General features: G+C 62.1%; 14 protein-coding genes and 1 tRNA gene. 6 read left to right on the forward strand and 9 right to left on the reverse strand.

The window, feature by feature from the left end; translation table 11 throughout:
• Positions 1 to 39 precede the first annotated feature (39 nt).
• From G7Y51_RS04470 to G7Y51_RS04485, 4 genes are all read left to right on the forward strand, one after another.
• Complete coding sequence (locus G7Y51_RS04470; protein WP_165175178.1) at positions 40 to 1,539, forward strand: flagellar hook-basal body complex protein; 1,500 nt, start codon at positions 40 to 42, stop codon at positions 1,537 to 1,539.
• Positions 1,540 to 1,844: 305 nt separating this feature from the next.
• On the forward strand, positions 1,845 to 2,486 hold the full coding sequence (locus tag G7Y51_RS04475; protein ID WP_165175179.1) for a redox-sensing transcriptional repressor Rex: 642 nt from the start codon (positions 1,845 to 1,847) through the stop codon (positions 2,484 to 2,486).
• 282 nt (positions 2,487 to 2,768) lie between these two features.
• Positions 2,769 to 3,596, forward strand: coding sequence for an adenosylcobinamide-GDP ribazoletransferase (locus tag G7Y51_RS04480; protein WP_241160130.1), 828 nt, complete (start codon positions 2,769 to 2,771; stop codon positions 3,594 to 3,596).
• Positions 3,597 to 3,670: 74 nt separating this feature from the next.
• A complete protein-coding gene (locus G7Y51_RS04485; protein WP_165175181.1) occupies positions 3,671 to 4,249 on the forward strand; it encodes a nitroreductase family protein in 579 nt (192 codons plus the stop codon).
• 32 nt (positions 4,250 to 4,281) lie between these two features.
• Here the strand turns inward: G7Y51_RS04485 and G7Y51_RS04490 are convergent, their stop codons facing one another.
• From G7Y51_RS04490 to G7Y51_RS04530, 9 genes are all read right to left on the reverse strand, one after another.
• The gene (locus tag G7Y51_RS04490) at positions 4,282 to 4,818 is read right to left on the reverse strand and encodes an HdeA/HdeB family chaperone (RefSeq protein WP_165175182.1); all 537 of its coding nucleotides are present in this window, start codon (positions 4,816 to 4,818) and stop codon (positions 4,282 to 4,284) included.
• Between the two features lie 126 nt (positions 4,819 to 4,944).
• Positions 4,945 to 5,805 (reverse strand): FAD/NAD(P)-binding protein, encoded by an 861-nt coding sequence (locus tag G7Y51_RS04495; RefSeq protein ID WP_165175195.1) that lies wholly within the window; start codon positions 5,803 to 5,805, stop codon positions 4,945 to 4,947.
• A 326-nt stretch (positions 5,806 to 6,131) separates the two neighbouring features.
• Complete coding sequence (locus G7Y51_RS04500) at positions 6,132 to 7,205, reverse strand: 4Fe-4S dicluster domain-containing protein (RefSeq protein WP_165175183.1); 1,074 nt, start codon at positions 7,203 to 7,205, stop codon at positions 6,132 to 6,134.
• A complete protein-coding gene (locus tag G7Y51_RS04505) occupies positions 7,202 to 8,650 on the reverse strand; it encodes a hydrogenase iron-sulfur subunit (protein WP_165175184.1) in 1,449 nt (482 codons plus the stop codon). The genes G7Y51_RS04500 and G7Y51_RS04505 overlap by 4 nt, the downstream gene beginning before the upstream one ends.
• Positions 8,638 to 10,599, reverse strand: coding sequence for a CoB--CoM heterodisulfide reductase iron-sulfur subunit A family protein (locus G7Y51_RS04510; RefSeq protein ID WP_165175185.1), 1,962 nt, complete (start codon positions 10,597 to 10,599; stop codon positions 8,638 to 8,640). The genes G7Y51_RS04505 and G7Y51_RS04510 overlap by 13 nt, the downstream gene beginning before the upstream one ends.
• Complete coding sequence (locus G7Y51_RS04515) at positions 10,596 to 11,573, reverse strand: CoB--CoM heterodisulfide reductase iron-sulfur subunit B family protein (protein ID WP_165175186.1); 978 nt, start codon at positions 11,571 to 11,573, stop codon at positions 10,596 to 10,598. The genes G7Y51_RS04510 and G7Y51_RS04515 overlap by 4 nt, the downstream gene beginning before the upstream one ends.
• The gene (locus G7Y51_RS04520) at positions 11,570 to 12,154 is read right to left on the reverse strand and encodes a 4Fe-4S dicluster domain-containing protein (protein ID WP_165175187.1); all 585 of its coding nucleotides are present in this window, start codon (positions 12,152 to 12,154) and stop codon (positions 11,570 to 11,572) included. The genes G7Y51_RS04515 and G7Y51_RS04520 overlap by 4 nt, the downstream gene beginning before the upstream one ends.
• A gap of 112 nt (positions 12,155 to 12,266) precedes the next feature.
• On the reverse strand, positions 12,267 to 12,743 hold the full coding sequence (gene aroQ, locus G7Y51_RS04525; RefSeq protein ID WP_165175188.1) for a type II 3-dehydroquinate dehydratase: 477 nt from the start codon (positions 12,741 to 12,743) through the stop codon (positions 12,267 to 12,269).
• Positions 12,744 to 12,810: 67 nt separating this feature from the next.
• A complete protein-coding gene (locus G7Y51_RS04530; RefSeq protein ID WP_165175189.1) occupies positions 12,811 to 13,740 on the reverse strand; it encodes a shikimate dehydrogenase in 930 nt (309 codons plus the stop codon).
• A gap of 739 nt (positions 13,741 to 14,479) precedes the next feature.
• Between G7Y51_RS04530 and G7Y51_RS04535 the strand changes: the two genes are divergently transcribed.
• Both G7Y51_RS04535 and G7Y51_RS04540 read left to right on the forward strand, forming a co-directional pair.
• Positions 14,480 to 14,556: transfer RNA gene (locus G7Y51_RS04535), tRNA-Met, on the forward strand.
• 316 nt (positions 14,557 to 14,872) lie between these two features.
• On the forward strand, positions 14,873 to 15,075 hold a 203-nt coding region (locus G7Y51_RS04540; RefSeq protein ID WP_165175190.1), incomplete at its 3' end, for an IS1 family transposase.

The raw sequence follows: 15,075 nt of genomic DNA on the forward strand, positions 1-15,075 counted from the left end.
TTTTTTCCCTTTGCCCGTTTTTTTTCGGGAGGCAGCAGCGTGAATTCGGCACTCTTTATCGGCGCCGTGGGCATGAAGGCCCTGAGCAAGGGCATGCAGGTCATCACCAACAACGTCGCCAATGTCAGTACCATCGGCTACAAGCAGCAGGACATCCTGTTCTCGGATCTGATTTACACCAGTCAGGCCGGCATGGGCGAGTGGTGGAACGCGCAGGAAGATTCGCGCGTGGCCCTGGGCCAGACCGGCAAGGGCGTGCAGGTGGACAGCGTGCGCACGCTCTTCAGGCAAGGCGGCATGGAATCCAGCAATACTGTCACGGATATGGCTCTCAACGGCAAGGGCTTTTTCCAGGTGACGGACGGCGTGGATCTTTTTTATACCCGCGCGGGCAATTTCCGTCCCGACAACCAGGGCGTGCTGCGCACGCCCGCGGGCCTGGCCCTCAACGGCTACAAATATAATGAGGACGGCAGCCTGGGCGGCTTGCAGCAGGTCCAAATCGACAAATTCGCCACAATGCCCGCCAAAGCCACCAGTCAGGTGGATATGCGCTTCACGCTGGGGCTTGACGCCAATAGGAGCGAGGATCCCGCCAGCCCCTATTTCAGCCTGCTCGGCGCGTACGACGCCACGGCAGCCCCCCCACTTGCCTCCGGGACCTACGGCTATTCGCAGGACATCACGCTCTACGGAGCTGAAGGCGGCACGCAACAGGCCACGATCTATTTCGACAAAGCTCCCAACACAGGTCCGGGGTCGGTGGTGGAATATGTGATCGCCACCAAAGCCGCCGCGGCCGAGGACGGCACGACGCCGCCCGCCGGGCAGGGGCTGCTCATGAGCGGAACCCTGAATTTCAACAGCAAGGGCGAGCTTACGGACATGTCAGCCTTTACCCCGAACACGGAGGGCAGCAAGAATCTTGCGGACTGGACGCCTGCACCCCTGTCCGGGGGCTTGCCCCAGATGACCCTGAACGGGGCGGCCATGACCGTTAATTTCGGCATCAGCGCGGCCGGGGGCTGGCAAAATGCTCCGGCTTCGGCCGCGGACGTGGGCGTCAATCAAAATCTGCTGCCCTCCCTGGGCGAAGGAGCCGCGCGCGCCGCTGACGCCACCGTGTTCAGCAGCGCAGGCGCGTCCACCACGGTTCTTTCCCGGCAGAACGGCTACGGCGAGGGCTTGCTGAACAGGATCAGCATTCTGGCCGACGGCACTGTGGAAGGGCGCTTTTCCAACGGCCAGAATCAGAACCTCTGGCAGATCCCGGTCTGCCGTTTCACCAGCGAGGATGGCCTGCGCAGGGAAGGCAACAATCTTTTTTCCGCCGGGCCCGAGACCGGGGCCATGGAAATGGGCGTGGCCGGCACGGAAAACTATGGCGCCGTGGTCGCCTACAATATTGAAACCTCCAATGTGGACATGGCCACGGAGATGGTCAACATGATCGTCACCCAGCGCGGCTTCCAGTCCAACAGCAAGGTCGTGACCACAGCGGATCAGATGCTGCAAAAGGCCATGGAGCTCAAGCGCTAGAGCGTTTTTCTAATGAAATTAGAGCATTTTCACTTTGAAAATGCTCTGCTGACGCGAAAGCGGCAGCCGCCACAACGCGGCGTACATTCAGGCGAAAACCGCGTTTTTCGCCTGAATGCCACCTTTGACTTTCATAAAAAGTCAAAGGTAATCTGCTCTAGCTACGCTCTAAGGCATACGCTGCATCTTCCCTGCCGTGCCCACGGCTCCCTCTTGCGAGAGCGTCGCTTTTCCAGTATGCTGTTAAAAACTCTACTTTCACATAATTTCGCTTTTGGTCATCCGCCGAAGCGCAAGGTATCCTTATGGCTAACCAGCCCAAAAGCAAGCACATCCCCCGCGCCACAATCCAGCGACTTGCCACCTATGTGCAGGTGCTTGAGAATTTTGCCCGCGACGAAGTGGAGGTCATTTCCTCCAATCCCCTGGCCGAAGCCTGCGGGGTCAACGGCTCGCAAGTCCGCAAAGATCTTGCCTACTTCGGCGAATTCGGCATCCGTGGCGTGGGCTATCATGTGACCTCGTTGATCGCTGCCATCACCGCTTCCCTCGGCGTGGACCGCGAATGGCGCATGGCGCTGATCGGCGTGGGCAACCTGGGCAAGGCCATTTTGAACCACGGGGAATTCCGCGCCCGCGGCTTCAATATTGTGGGCATCTTCGACTGCGATCCCTTCAAAATCGGTGAAATTGTTCACGGCCTTGAAGTGCATTGCACGAAAGATCTCAAAGGCATGGTGGCGGAACTGGGCATTGAGATCGGGATCATCACCACCCCGCCGGAACGCGCGCAACGCGCCGCCCAACACCTGATGGACGCGGGGCTGACATCGATCCTGAATTTCGCGCCTGCCCGCATTAAAGTGCCTGAACGGGTTCATGTGGAGTATGTGGATTTTTTTCACCATCTCTATGCCCTGGCTTTCAACCATACTCAAACCCGCTGAAATTCCCCTGCGGCGCGCTTTGGCAGCCTTGCCGCCTCTCGGCCCAGGCAAGGCCGGGCCGCCGCTTTTCGCCTCCAGCGCAGACGCATCTGAATAGTAGAGCGTTTAGCTAATTTCAGTAGCAAAATGCTCTATAGCTGCTTGCAAAGCACGGCACGCAGGCTTGTGTGGCCGGAGTCCGCAACAAGGACGGGCGCGCTCGCCTTCAGCCCAAGCGTTCTTGCCTTTGCGCAAGCAGAAAATACTCCGAGAGACTGTTCCCGGCCCCGGACGGCATCAGATATGAGACGATACGCAACACCTTTGCCGCCAAACCGAATGGCCGGGGCCGTCACAGGCAGGCTCGCGCATTTTCTGGATGCCCTGGCTTTTTTGAGCCGCCTTGCGCCGCCCCGCAGTTTTACGGACGCCTCTCTGATCGCGTGCGTGCCCTGGTTCGCCGCGGCGGGCCTGGTTCTGGGTTGCCTTTTTGCCTTGGCGGCCGCTCTGGCGCTGACTTTTTTCTCTTCCCTGGGCACAGGCCCCGTGGCGCACACGCTGGGCGCCCTGGCGGCGGCCTGGCTCTGGCTGGGACTGGAACTCTGGTGTACGCGCGGCCTGCATTGGGACGGTGTGGCGGATCTGGGCGACGCCTGCGGCAGCGGCGCGCAAGGAGCGCGTTTTTGGGAAATTCTGCGCGACAGCCGCTTGGGAGCCTTTGGCGCGCTGAGTCTCTTGCTGGTTTTCAGTGGTCATTGGGTCGCTCTGGCCTGGCATCTGGCGGGCGGGCACTGGCTGGCTCTGGCGCTGGCTCCGGCCTGGGGCCGGGCCTGCGCTGTGTGGCTTGCGGCGTCCGCGCCCGCTCGTGAAAGCGCCTCCCTGGGCGGCCTGGCCTGCGCCGGGGCAAACCCCGCACTTTCACGCGCGTACGCGCTCGCCGCCGTGCTGTCGATCCTTGTCCTGTTCGCGTTCGGGCTCGGCTTCTGGCAGGGTCTGGCCCTGCTGGCCGGGCAATGCTGGCTCACGCGCCGTCTGGCCCGCCTCGCGCGCGCACACGGCGGCCTTTCCGGCGATTTTCTGGGCGCTGCCATTGAGTTGGGCCAGTTGTGGTTTTTGCTTGCCACGGTGTAGAGCGTCTGGCTGATTTTAGAGCGTTTTGCTCATGAAATGAGCAAAACGCTCTCTGCCTTCAGAAAGGAGGGAATATGGATTTCAAGCACTATGTGGAGGCGGCCCGCACCTGCCGCCGTTTTGAGGAAGACGCGCCCTTACGCCTGGCGGATCTCGACTGGCTGACGGATTGCGCGCGGCTTGCGCCCTCAGCCAAAAATGCCCAGGAGCTTCGCTTTATCCTGGTGGGCCCGGGCGACATGTGCCAAAGGCTATTCAGCCTGACCCGCTGGGCCGGGGCCCTCAAGGACTGGGGAGGTCCGCATCCCGGCGAGCGCCCCACCGCCTTTATCGCTATTTTGATGCCGCAGACCGGCAAGGAGCTGACCTGCTTTGACGTGGGGATTGCCGCCCAGACCATTCAATTGGCCGCCGCCGGCCGGGGCTGGGGCTGTTGCATGATCCAGTCCTTTGATCACCAGGCCGCTCCCGCTTTGCTCGGCGTGCCCCAAGGGCTGAAAATAGCCCTGGTTCTGGGCCTGGGCGTTGCCAGGGAAAAACGCGTCGTGGCCCCCATGCCCGCAGACGGATCAGTGACGTATTGGCGCGACGCCGAAGGCGTTCACCATGTGCCCAAACGCGCGCTTGAGGATCTGGTGCTGCGGCGCTTTTAGAGCGTTTAGAGCATTTTCTCTTTGAAAATGCTCTATTTTACGCTTTCGCGCATCACGTCGATCATCAGGGCATCGGGCTTTTTGGAGCAGGCGTCCAGATAGGCCTTGAGCGTCTCATTGCTCTCCAGCACCGAGCCGGGCTTGCCGCTCTGCTGGCGGTTATACCCATCCAGCCAGATCACAAAGCCGCTGCCGTCGTCCTCATTGGCGCTGTACTCCTTGCAGGTTGTCTTGTCCGCGCGCCAGGGGCTCTCGGCGGATGCAGACTGATTTTTGCGGGCCGCCTGCCAGACGGCGATCACCTTTTCCGTGGGCTTGGCCTGGCAGGCGGCATAGGCCTGCTCCAGCAGCGGCGCCATGATGGCCGGGTCGGCGATGGTTTTGCCCTGCGCCGCGGCGACATAGCCGTCGATTTGCAGGCCCTCGAAGAGGGGCGGCTGGCCTGTGGCGCTGGCAATGGCCAGCAGTTCCGCGCAGATGAACGCAGAGGGATCGATTTTTTCGTCAGCCGCCTGAAGCCCGGCGGGCAGCGCCAGCATCAGACAGCAGAGGATAAGCAATCTTTTCATGTTTTCTCCCTTGGATGGATCGTTGCGACTGTTCTTCCATTACCCATGCAGCGCCACCTGTCAACAGGCAAGCAAAAACGGCCGCCGAAAATGGTCGGCGGCCGTGATGGATGCACAGAAACGGGACTATAACTCCGGCGGCAGTTCCTGCAATTCCTTCCAGGTAAATACCGGCCCGTCCACACAGACGTAACGGCCGCCGATATTGCAGCGTCCGCAGATGCCGATGCCGCATTTCATGCGTTTTTCCAGGGTGGTGACGATGTTTTCCGGCGCGAAGTGCAGCTTTTCCAGGGCCTGCACCGTGAACTTGATCATGATCGGCGGCCCGCAGAGCACGGCCACGCAGTTGGACGGGTCGGGATTCAGCTCCAGCAGCACGTTGGGGATCAGGCCCACCTTGTGTTCCCAGCCCTCAGAGGGCGCGTCAATGCACAATGTGCAGTCCAGGTCGGGCCGCCGCAGCCAGTCGTCCAGCTCATAGCTGAAGGCCATATCCCTGGGCGTGCGCGCGCCGTACAGCAGGCTGATTTTGCCGTAATCGGCCTTGCGCTCCAGCAGATGCAGCATGATCGTGCGGATGGGAGCCATGCCGATGCCGCCGCCCACAAAAAAGACATCCTTGCCCTTCCAGCTCTCATAGGGGAAGTAATTGCCCAAGGGGGCGCGCACGCCCACCTTGTCGCCGGGCGAGAGGCGATGAATGGCCGCGGTCACTTCCCCGGCCTGCATGACCGAGAATTGCAGATAATCCTTTTGCGAGGGCGGGGAGTTGATCACAAACGTGGATTCGCCCGCGCCGAACACCGAGAGCTGCCCCACCTGGCCCGGCTCGTAGCTGAAGGAGCGCATGGCCTCGGCATCGTCCAGGATCACGCGCAGGGTCTTGATGTTGCCCGTCTCCTGAATCACTTCCGCCACAGTGGCGGGCATGGGTTTGTAGGGATTGCCCTGCGGCTTGGGCCGGGGAGAGATCTCCCGCCGCATGCCCTTGCCCGCGGCCGGGGCACGGGTGACGGCCTGGGCTGCGGGAGCCGGCCCGGCGGCAGCGGACGGCGTTTCCACGGTGGCCGGGACCGCGCTTTCCTTGAGGGCCAGCTCGCCTTCCTCCCGGATCACAGGGGAATGGACTTCGCGCGTTGCCAGTTCCGCATCCGGCCGCAGCGCGGGCTGTGTCTCGCGGGCCGGAGCCGGAACGGCCTGCTTTTGGGACGCAGCGCCCGTGACCGCCGGTTTGGAAACAGGCTTGGAAGCGGATTTGGAAGCGGCTTTGGTTTTGCCGGAGGTTTTCTTGGTTGCCATGCGTTTTGCTCCTACTCGGCGGTGGCCTGTTTGGCGTTGAGCGCGGCAAGCACTATGGCGCGGATGTCCAGACAGACGGGGCAGTTGCTGATGCAGCGGCCGCAACCGCTGCAGGAGAAAGCCCCCCAGTTTTCAGGATAGGTGGAGAACTTGTGCGACACGCGGTTGCGCATACGAAAGGCCTTGAGCGCGCGCGGGTTGTGCCCGCTGGCCTCGCGGGTGAACAGGGAGGACATGCAGTTGTCCCAACTGCGCAGGCGGCGGCCGCCCTTTTCGCTCAGGCCCTCGCCCTCGTCCGTGATGCTGAAGCAATAGCAGGTGGGGCAGAAGTAGGTGCAGGCCCCGCAGGACAGGCAGCGATCGGTCTGCTTCTGCCAGAACTCCGTATTGCTGAAGAGGGCGGCCAGTTTTTGCGGCGCGTCCTTGATATTGGGCGCGGGTTCCAGACTGGCCCAGGCCGCCTTGCGCGCTTCTTCGGCCTGGGGGAAGCGCTCCGCGCCGTCCGGCAGATCCGTGGCGGCCAGCAGTTCCTCGCCTCCGGGCGTCACAGCCTGAAGCACATAGCCGCCTTCCACCTCGGTCATGAGCACGTCCGAGCCCTCAAGCGAAGTGGGGCCGCCGCCGACCCAGTGGCAGAAACAGGTGTTGCAGCCCGAAGCGCAGGTCAGCGTGAGCACCGTGAGCTGATCGCGGCGCGCCTTGTAGTAGGGATCGGCAAAGGGGCCTTCCAGATAGGGCCGATCCAGCACGGCAAAGCCGCGCGCGTCGCAGGGCCGGCAGGCAAAGACCACCGTGGGCTGCGCCTTGATGCCGTCCTCCAGACTGATGCTCACGCGTTCCGGATTTTCCGGATCCTTGCTTTTTTTGTAGGTCAGCAGGGTTTCGCACTGGGGCAGCACAGCCGCCTTGGGCGGCACGGTGGCCTTTTCCAGCGTGAAGGGCTGGCCCTGCTTCCAGGCCTCGAAAACCACCGAGCGCTTGTTGGCCGGTTTTTCCACCGGCACGAGCACGCGGCGGCCGTTTTGCGAGAGGAAGGCCAGAAGGCCGGGCAGGCCGTCGGATGTGACAAAGCGGGTGATGCTCATTTCCAGTCCCTCTCATGGATGTTCTTTTCTTCCAGCTCGTAGCCGAGCAGCGGCGGCACGGCGGCCGGGTCCAGGCCCGCCTTGTAGTCGTCAAAGAGCTGCCCCACGGCCCGGGCGATCTGCTGGCGCAGGGCCAGAATGGGGATGCCCACCGGGCAGGCGCGCTGACATTCGCCGCAGCCCGTGCAGCGCCCGGCCAGATGCAGAGCGTGCACAGTCTGGAAAAAGAGTTTTTCGCGCGTGCTGTCATCCTGGCTCATCCAGTGCGGATCGCGGCTTTCGGCCACGCAGAAGTCGCGGCACACGCACATGGGGCAGGCGTTGCGGCAGGCATAGCAGCGCAGGCAGCGCTCCATCTGGCCGCGCCAGAAGGCCATGCGCTCTTCCAGACTCATGGAATCGAGCAGGGCCAGCTCCGGCGGGGTGACCGCGCCCGGAGCCACCTTGACCGGCTCGCCGATGCGCGTGTCAGCCACAGTGGCCAGGGGCATGGCGCAGCCGTAGCATTTGCCCTGGGCGAAATCGGTCATGCAGAAGCGGTGTTCCTTGCCGTCGGCCGTGACAGTCACGCCGGCCTCGTCATAAGCCACATTGTCGATCCTGCTGTAGCGGCCCAGCTCCTGATTGACCCGGGCCATGTCCAGCGTGCCTTCGCAGGGCAGGGCGAAAATGGTCACGTCCTCGCGCCGGATCAGATTCTCCTGCAAGAGTTCCACAACGGAGCGCGAATCGCAGCCCTTGACCACGATGCCCACTTTCCTGCCCTTGAACGAGGGCAGGTAAACGGCCGGGTTGTTCACGTTAAAGGGGCCCCAGACCAGCTTGTCCACGTCTTCAGGGGTCCGCATGAACAAGGGCACGGTATGCGCGCCGTCATAGCCCTGCTGCCAGCCGATCACGCAGTCAAGTTCCGGCAGTCTGGCCTTGATGGCTTCCTTGAGCCGGTCCAGGGCGACGTGCTGGCCCGTGCCCAGGGGGCGCAGGGAGGTCAGGGCCATGTCCGCGATTTTCAGCAGGGGTTCGGAATCTTCCAGGCGGGGCGCAGGGCCCAGCTTGTGGATGCGATCCGTGAAGACCGTGACCACCTGCTGCCAGCGCTGGCCTTCGGAAGCCGACACCCAGGTGTACTCGAATCGCTGATCGTCAATGCCCAGCACGGGCAGGAACTGCTTGAGCACTTCCAGACGGCGGCGGGCATAGAAGTTGCCGGCCGCGTAGTGGCAGTCGCGCGGATGGCAGCCGGAAACCAGCACGCCGTCCGCGCCGTTGAGCAGGGCCTTGACGATGAAGAGCGGGTCGATGCGGCCCGAACAGGGCACGCGGATGATCCTGAGATCCGTGGGCTGCCCGGCGCGGGCCACGCCCGCGGTGTCCGCGCCGCCGTAGGAGCACCAGTTGCAGAGAAAACCCACAATCCGCAGTTCTTTGCCGTTCAGCACTGGCATAGCGCGTTCACCTCCGCAAGAATCTGGTTGTCGGTGGAATGCGAAAGCTGGATGGCGCCCTGCGGACAGGTGGACGTGCACAGCCCGCAGCCCTGGCAGACGGTCTCAATGACCTGGGCCTTCTGCTCGCCGCGGATCTCCACTTCCTTGATGGCTCCGAAGGGGCAGCAGCGGATGCACTTGCCGCAGTCCACGCAGCGGCGGATGTCCACCTGGGCGATCTGCGGGTCGCTCTCCAGCTTGTCGCGGGCGAAAAGCGCCAGCACTTTGGCCGCGGCGGCCGAGCCCTGGGCCACGGAGGCCGGGATGTCCTTGGCCCCCTGGCAGACGCCTGCCAGAAAGACCCCGGCGGTATTGGTCTCCACGGGCTTGAGCTTCACATGGCTTTCCATGAAAAAGCCGTACTGGTCATAGGAAATGCGCAGTTTCTCGGCCAGTTGCGGCGAGCCCTCGCTGGCCTCAATGCCCACGGCCAGAACCACCAGGTCGGCCCTGATCTCCACGGGCTCGCCCAGCAGGGTGTCCACGCCCATGACCACATACTGGCCGTTGCCGTCGGGATAAATCTGCGAAACGCGGCCCCGGATGTATTCTGTGCCGTATTCCTCCATGGCCCGGCGGGTGAATTCGTCGTACATCTTGCCCGGCGCGCGGATGTCCATGTAAAAGACATAGGACTGGGAATTGGGGATGTGGTCCCTGGTCAGCACGGCCTGCTTGGCCGTGTACATGCAGCAGAAGCCAGAGCAGTAGGGGCGGCCGATGGATTTGTCACGCGAGCCCACGCACTGGATGAAGACCACCTTCTGCGGCTCGCGGCCGTCCGAGGGCCGCAGGATGTGCCCGCCCGTGGGGCCCGATGCGGAAAGCAGGCGCTCGTACTGCAGGGAGGTGATCACGTCCGGGTAGCGGCCGCCGCCGTACTCCTGGTAAATGGTCCAGTCCATCAGATCATAGCCCGTGGCCGCCACAATGGAACCCACCTCCTCAGTGACGACCTCGTCCTGCATGTCGTACCGGATGGCCCCGGTAGGGCAGACCTTGGCGCAGACCCCACACTTGCCCTTGACGAGCTGGCGGCAGTGCGCGGCGTTGATCACCGCCTTCTTGGGGATGGCCTGGGGAAAGGCAATGGTGATGGCCGTGGTCAGGCCCGTGAACTCGTTGAAGGCGTCGGGAGTTTTTTTGCTCGGGCATTTTTCGGTGCAGGCCCCGCAGCCCGTGCACTTGCTCCAGTCCACATAGGTGGCCTTTTTGCGGATCTTGACCGTGAAATTGCCCACATAGCCGGAAATATCCTCCACTTCCGAATAGGCGTAGAGCGTGATGTTGGGGTGCTGGGCCACGTCCACCATCTTGGGCCCCAGGATGCAGGCCGAGCAGTCCACCGTGGGAAAGGTCTTGTCCAGCTTGGCCATTTTGCCGCCAATGGTGGCCTCGCGCTCCACCAGAATCACGGGCACGCCGCCGTCGGCGCAGTCCAGGGCGGCCTGAATGCCGGCCACGCCGCCGCCGATGATCAGCACCTTTCTGGTCACGTCAAAGGATTTGGCCTGCAGCGGCTTGTTGTTGCGCAGCTTGGCCACGGCCATTTCCACCAGTTCGGCGGCCTTGTTGGTATTGGCTTCCTTGTCCTTGCCGATCCAGGAGACATGCTCGCGGATATTGGCCATTTCAAACATGTAGCGGTTCAGGCCCGCCCGCTCCACAGTGCGGCGGAAGGTGGGCTCGTGCATGCGCGGAGTGCAGGAGGCCACGACCACGCCGTCCAGCCTGTGCTCGTGGATGGCGGCCTCAATGGCGGCCTGGCCCGGCTCGGCGCAGGTATACATGGGATCGTCGGCATAGACCACGTCCGGCAGGCCGCGGGCCATTTCAGCCACCCTGGCGCAGTCCACCGTGCCGCCGATATTGCTGCCGCAATGGCAGATAAAAACGCCTATTCTCATGATCTGCCTCCTTCAGCGGCTTCGGCCCGATCCGGCTGTTCAGCCGCTTTGGCTGCGGCCGTTTTCGCTTCCCGCGCTGCGGCCTCGCGCGCCTCGGCCTGCCGCAGGCCGTCCAGCTTGTTGATCAGGCCGTCGGCGCTCACGCGGAGTTTTTCCAGGCCGAGGTGCTCGGGCGCAAAGCCGAAGGCCAGGCCCATCATCTGCGTGAAGTAGAGCACGGGCATACAGAAAAAGGCATCCACCGCCCTGGAGGCCTGAGCCTGCCGCAAATCCAGATTCATCTGGCAGAGCGGGCAGGCCACCACCACGGCATCCACGCCCAGGCGCGTGGCCAGCTCCAGGATGCGGCCGGAATTGCGCGCGGTCATGGCCCGTTCGGGAATGCCGTAGGAGGCCCCGCAACAGGCGGTCTTGAGCGGAAAATCGACCATTTCCGCGCCGCAGGCGGTCAGCAGGCTTTCCATGAGCGTGGGATTTTCAGGATCGCCGAAATCCATGATTTCCGGCGGGCGGCTCATCAGGCAGCCGTAATATGCGGCCAGCCTGAGACCCTTGAGGCTTTTGCGCACACGCGCGGCAATGGCGGCCGCGTCGCAGTTTGCGGCAATGCCCTGCATCACCGAGGTGACCGGCGGAAAGTGCGCGGCCGCGGGATTGTCCAGCAGCGCGTCCACGCGCGCGCGGAATGCGGCGTCTTCCATGCGTTTGGAAGCGTGGCGCAAATTGGAAAGGCAGCTTGGGCAGGGCGTGAGCAAAACTTCCGCCTCCTGCCGCGCCGCAATGTCCAGATTGCGGGCGCAGAGCGCCGCGGAAAGCTCGGTGTCCACGGCATGGGCCGGGGTGGAGCCGCAGCAGTTCCAGCCGGGGATTTCCTCCAGGCGCATGCCCAGGGCAGCGCAGACGGCCTGGGTGGATTTTTCGTAATCCGCCGAGGAGCCCTTGGCCGAGCAGCCGGGATAATAGGCGAACTTCATGGCCGCACCCCCTCGTGTCTGGCGCGTTCCTTGTAGCGTTTGAAAATGCGGGCCACGGCCGCGGCGCCGCCGTCAGGGATGGCGTGGGGCTTGAAGCCCAGCTTTTTCTTTTTCAGGGCCTCGGGCGCAAGATCCAGATCCGTGAACAGGTGCATGGAACGCATCATGTACAGGGCCATGGTTCCGATCTCATAGGTTCTGCCGAAAGCGCGCACCGTATCCAGAAAAGAAAACCAGAACTTTTCCACCTTGGGCACGGCAACCCGGCCTTCCTTGCGGGCCATGTGCCGCAGCGTCTCCATGACGGCCGCCACGTCGATATTGTTGGGGCAGCGCAGGGAACAGGTGGAGCAGGACAGGCACATCCAGATGGCGCGCGAGTTGAGCACCTCGTCTTTCAGACCGAGCTGCACGCCGCGCATGATCTGATTGACCTGCCGGTCATAGGCGAAACCGGCGGGACAGCCTGCCGTGCAATTGCCGCACTGGTAGCAGGTGGACACGTTTTGGCCGCTTTGCGCCTCCACTTCCGCCGTAAAGGCGGCGTCGCGCATCCGGCTCAGGTTGATGGCGTCGTTCATGGCAACTCTCTGGTTAGAGGCTGAAGATGTGGACGGATGAAAGCCAAGATTTTTTTGTCTACAGGAAGATACAGTAAAAATCTAGCTACCGGCCGGAGAAAGTCAAATATGGTCACACGCTCCCGGCTTCCCGCATGCTTAGCGCCAGATCGCACGCCGCGCGCAGGCCCAAAAGATAGCTTTGCACCCCAAAGCCCGCAATGCTGCCCGCGCAAACCCCGGAAAGCACGGACACCTGCCGGAAGGCCTCGCGGGCGTGCACATTGGACATATGCACTTCCACCACCGGCGTGGGAGGCTTTTTGTCCCGGAGCATGGCCAGAGCGTCGGCAATGGCGTAGCTGTAGTGGGTCCAGGCTCCGGCATTGATCACCACGCCCCGGATGTCCTCATCCAGAGCCCGGTGAATGCGCTCCACCATTGCGCCTTCATGGTTGGTCTGAAAAAAGCTCAGCCTTGCGCCCAGCTCTGCGGCCAGGGCCTCAAGGCGCTCGTTGATTTCCTTGAGATCGGCAGTGCCGTAGTGCACGGGATCGCGCCTGCCGAACATGTTCAGGTTGACGCCGTGCAGGATCAGAATATGGGGCATGGGCTGCTCACGGGTAAGAAGTTGGGAGGAATCCGCGCACTGTATGCCTGTAAATGCGCCGCACGCGTCAGCATGCCGCCTCTTTGCCCAGAGCCGCTTCCAGGGCCTGCCGTGCCGCCAGGGGCAGGCTCTGGCCGGTCCAGAGCCGGAACTGGGCGTCAGCCTGGCCGAAAAACATTTCCAGACCGGAGACGCACTGCCGGCCGGCCCGGCGGGCCTGACGCAAAAAGCGGGTTTCCAGCGGGTTATAAACAATGTCATAGGCCAGGCCCCGCGGCGCTGAGGGCGCAGCCGCATCCCGGCCGTCACAGTAGGAAGTCCCGCCCGCGCTGTCTATCGCATCCGCGACACTGCCGGGCACGTTGGCGAAAAAATCATAGGGGCTTTCCGTCTCGTGCTTGCCGCGCATGCCCAGGGGCGTGGCATTGACAATGAGCTGCGCGGGCGCCTCATGGCGATCCTTCCAGGCCAGAGGCGTGAACGAAAAACGCTCGGCCAGGGGCAGATGAGAGCGATCCGAGGGCGTGGCCACCCAGACCTGGCGCGTTCCGGCGGCGGCCAGCCCGGCCGCGGCCGCATGGGCCGCGCCGCCCGCGCCCAGCAGCAGCACAGTCATGCCTGCCAGCGGCAGGCCTGCCAGCGGAGCAAGAAAACCGGCCACATCCGTATTTTCCCCGCACAAACGTCCGTCCCGCCAATAGACGGTATTGGCGGCTCCGGCCAGGCGCGCCTGCTCGCTGACCTCATCCAGCAGAGGCATGAGGGCCATTTTGTGCGGAATGGTCACAGAGCAGCCCTGAATATCCAGCAGCCGCATGCTGTCGATGAAAGCGGCCAGGCGTTGGGGCGCGATTTCCCAGCGCAGATAAACGGCCGGGATGCCCAGGGCCTGAAAGCCGGTGTTGTGCAGCAGCGGCGAAAGACTCTGGCCCAGAGGCCAGCCGATCACGCCGTAGAGCGCTGCGGGCAGGAATGGAGCGGATAACGACGGGGACATGCACCCTCCGGCACGGCTGCGCAACGCGCCGTGAGACGGCGCGAAAAAAGGCCGCGCCTGCGCGTGTGGGATTTTGCTGTGGCGTAGTTCCCCCAGCATAGCGTATTGCGCATGGGCAGGCAAGGCTGGGCGCGCCGCATCCAAGGGAGGGGCAGCTCCTTCCTGATTTTACTGAGCTCTTCTTTGCCGCCCCTTTCAGTTAGAATATTTTTTGATTGAAAATATTCATTTTTAATCACTTCGCTGCCATCATTTCGCGTCCAGGCTTCAGCCGTTGCGACGAAGGAAGCTACGGATGGAGACAGCAATTAGTTACCACAAAAAACATGCAACGAAACCGCTGTCGCCATCCGTAAGGCTCGCAGACTCGCCAACGGCTGGCGCAAGCAAGCAAAGCTTGCTAACGGCTACCGCCGGCGCGGACGCCAGCTAGAGCAGATTACCTTTGACTTTTTATGAAAGTCAAAGGTGCCATTCAGGCGAAAAACGCGGTTTTCGCCTGAATGTACGCCGCGTTGCGGCGGCTGCCGCTTTCGCGTCAGCAGAGCATTTTTAAAGTGAAAATACTCTAACGCTGTCGCCAGAGCGTTTAGCCAATTTCATGAGCAAAACACTCTCAGCGAAAACAGAAGCCGGACCAGAGAAAAACAGGCGATCCACAGGAAAATACATGTCGCCGCTTGACAGCCGCGGCCCCAGGGCCTATATATTCTTCCGCGATAAGAAATATCGCGCATGGCGCGGGGTGGAGCAGCTCGGTAGCTCGTCGGGCTCATAACCCGAAGGCCGCAGGTTCAAATCCTGCCCCCGCAACCAAAAGAATTACAGGCGGTTAGCTGTAAAAAGCTGACCGCTTTTTTCGTTCGGTGCTAACAAATTGCTAGCACGGCGCGCTTTTGCTACGGCTGATGTGAGCTGTCGCGTAAAATGAGAATTTTTTTCACGATAAATGAGAACGTGCCGGAGCATTTTTTACGCTCTGGCACGTTCTTTGTGTATGGCCTCAATCCGCGTTGCCCGCGTGTGTCAGAGCATACACAAATCTAGCCCTCAATTATCCATCCCACAAAGTCCCCGGAGAGTATTAACAATATAATGTAAATATGTTATATCCCTCCAAAAGGAGAAACACATGGAAGCAAAGCCCGACTGCCCAAAGTGCCATGCCAGCACGGTATATCGAAGCGGAAAGATTCTGGGAAAACAACGGTATCGCTGCAAGAATTGTGGATTTCAATTTACTCGCACCACTCCACGCGGCCGCCCGGCAAGTGAAAAAGCCCTTGCTGTCACGCTTTATACCATGGGTCTGTCCCTGTCTGCCATTGCCCGAAT

The organism is Desulfovibrio sp. ZJ369 (assembly GCF_011039085.1).
Taxonomy (GTDB): Bacteria; Desulfobacterota; Desulfovibrionia; order Desulfovibrionales; family Desulfovibrionaceae; genus Desulfovibrio.

Excerpts from the sequence above, each read along its gene's own strand:
- G7Y51_RS04475 (WP_165175179.1), top strand. The coding sequence starts at position 1,845 with ATGGCTAACCAGCCCAAAAGCAAGCACATCCCCCGCGCCACAATCCAG.
- G7Y51_RS04480 (WP_241160130.1), top strand. The coding sequence starts at position 2,769 with ATGAGACGATACGCAACACCTTTGCCGCCAAACCGAATGGCCGGGGCC.
- G7Y51_RS04485 (WP_165175181.1), top strand. The coding sequence starts at position 3,671 with ATGGATTTCAAGCACTATGTGGAGGCGGCCCGCACCTGCCGCCGTTTT.
- G7Y51_RS04490 (WP_165175182.1), bottom strand. The coding sequence starts at position 4,818 with ATGAAAAGATTGCTTATCCTCTGCTGTCTGATGCTGGCGCTGCCCGCC.
- G7Y51_RS04495 (WP_165175195.1), bottom strand. The coding sequence starts at position 5,805 with ATGCGGCGGGAGATCTCTCCCCGGCCCAAGCCGCAGGGCAATCCCTAC.
- G7Y51_RS04500 (WP_165175183.1), bottom strand. The coding sequence starts at position 7,205 with ATGAGCATCACCCGCTTTGTCACATCCGACGGCCTGCCCGGCCTTCTG.
- G7Y51_RS04505 (WP_165175184.1), bottom strand. The coding sequence starts at position 8,650 with ATGCCAGTGCTGAACGGCAAAGAACTGCGGATTGTGGGTTTTCTCTGC.
- G7Y51_RS04510 (WP_165175185.1), bottom strand. The coding sequence starts at position 10,599 with ATGAGAATAGGCGTTTTTATCTGCCATTGCGGCAGCAATATCGGCGGC.
- G7Y51_RS04515 (WP_165175186.1), bottom strand. The coding sequence starts at position 11,573 with ATGAAGTTCGCCTATTATCCCGGCTGCTCGGCCAAGGGCTCCTCGGCG.
- G7Y51_RS04520 (WP_165175187.1), bottom strand. The coding sequence starts at position 12,154 with ATGAACGACGCCATCAACCTGAGCCGGATGCGCGACGCCGCCTTTACG.
- aroQ (WP_165175188.1), bottom strand. The coding sequence starts at position 12,743 with ATGCCCCATATTCTGATCCTGCACGGCGTCAACCTGAACATGTTCGGC.
- G7Y51_RS04530 (WP_165175189.1), bottom strand. The coding sequence starts at position 13,740 with ATGTCCCCGTCGTTATCCGCTCCATTCCTGCCCGCAGCGCTCTACGGC.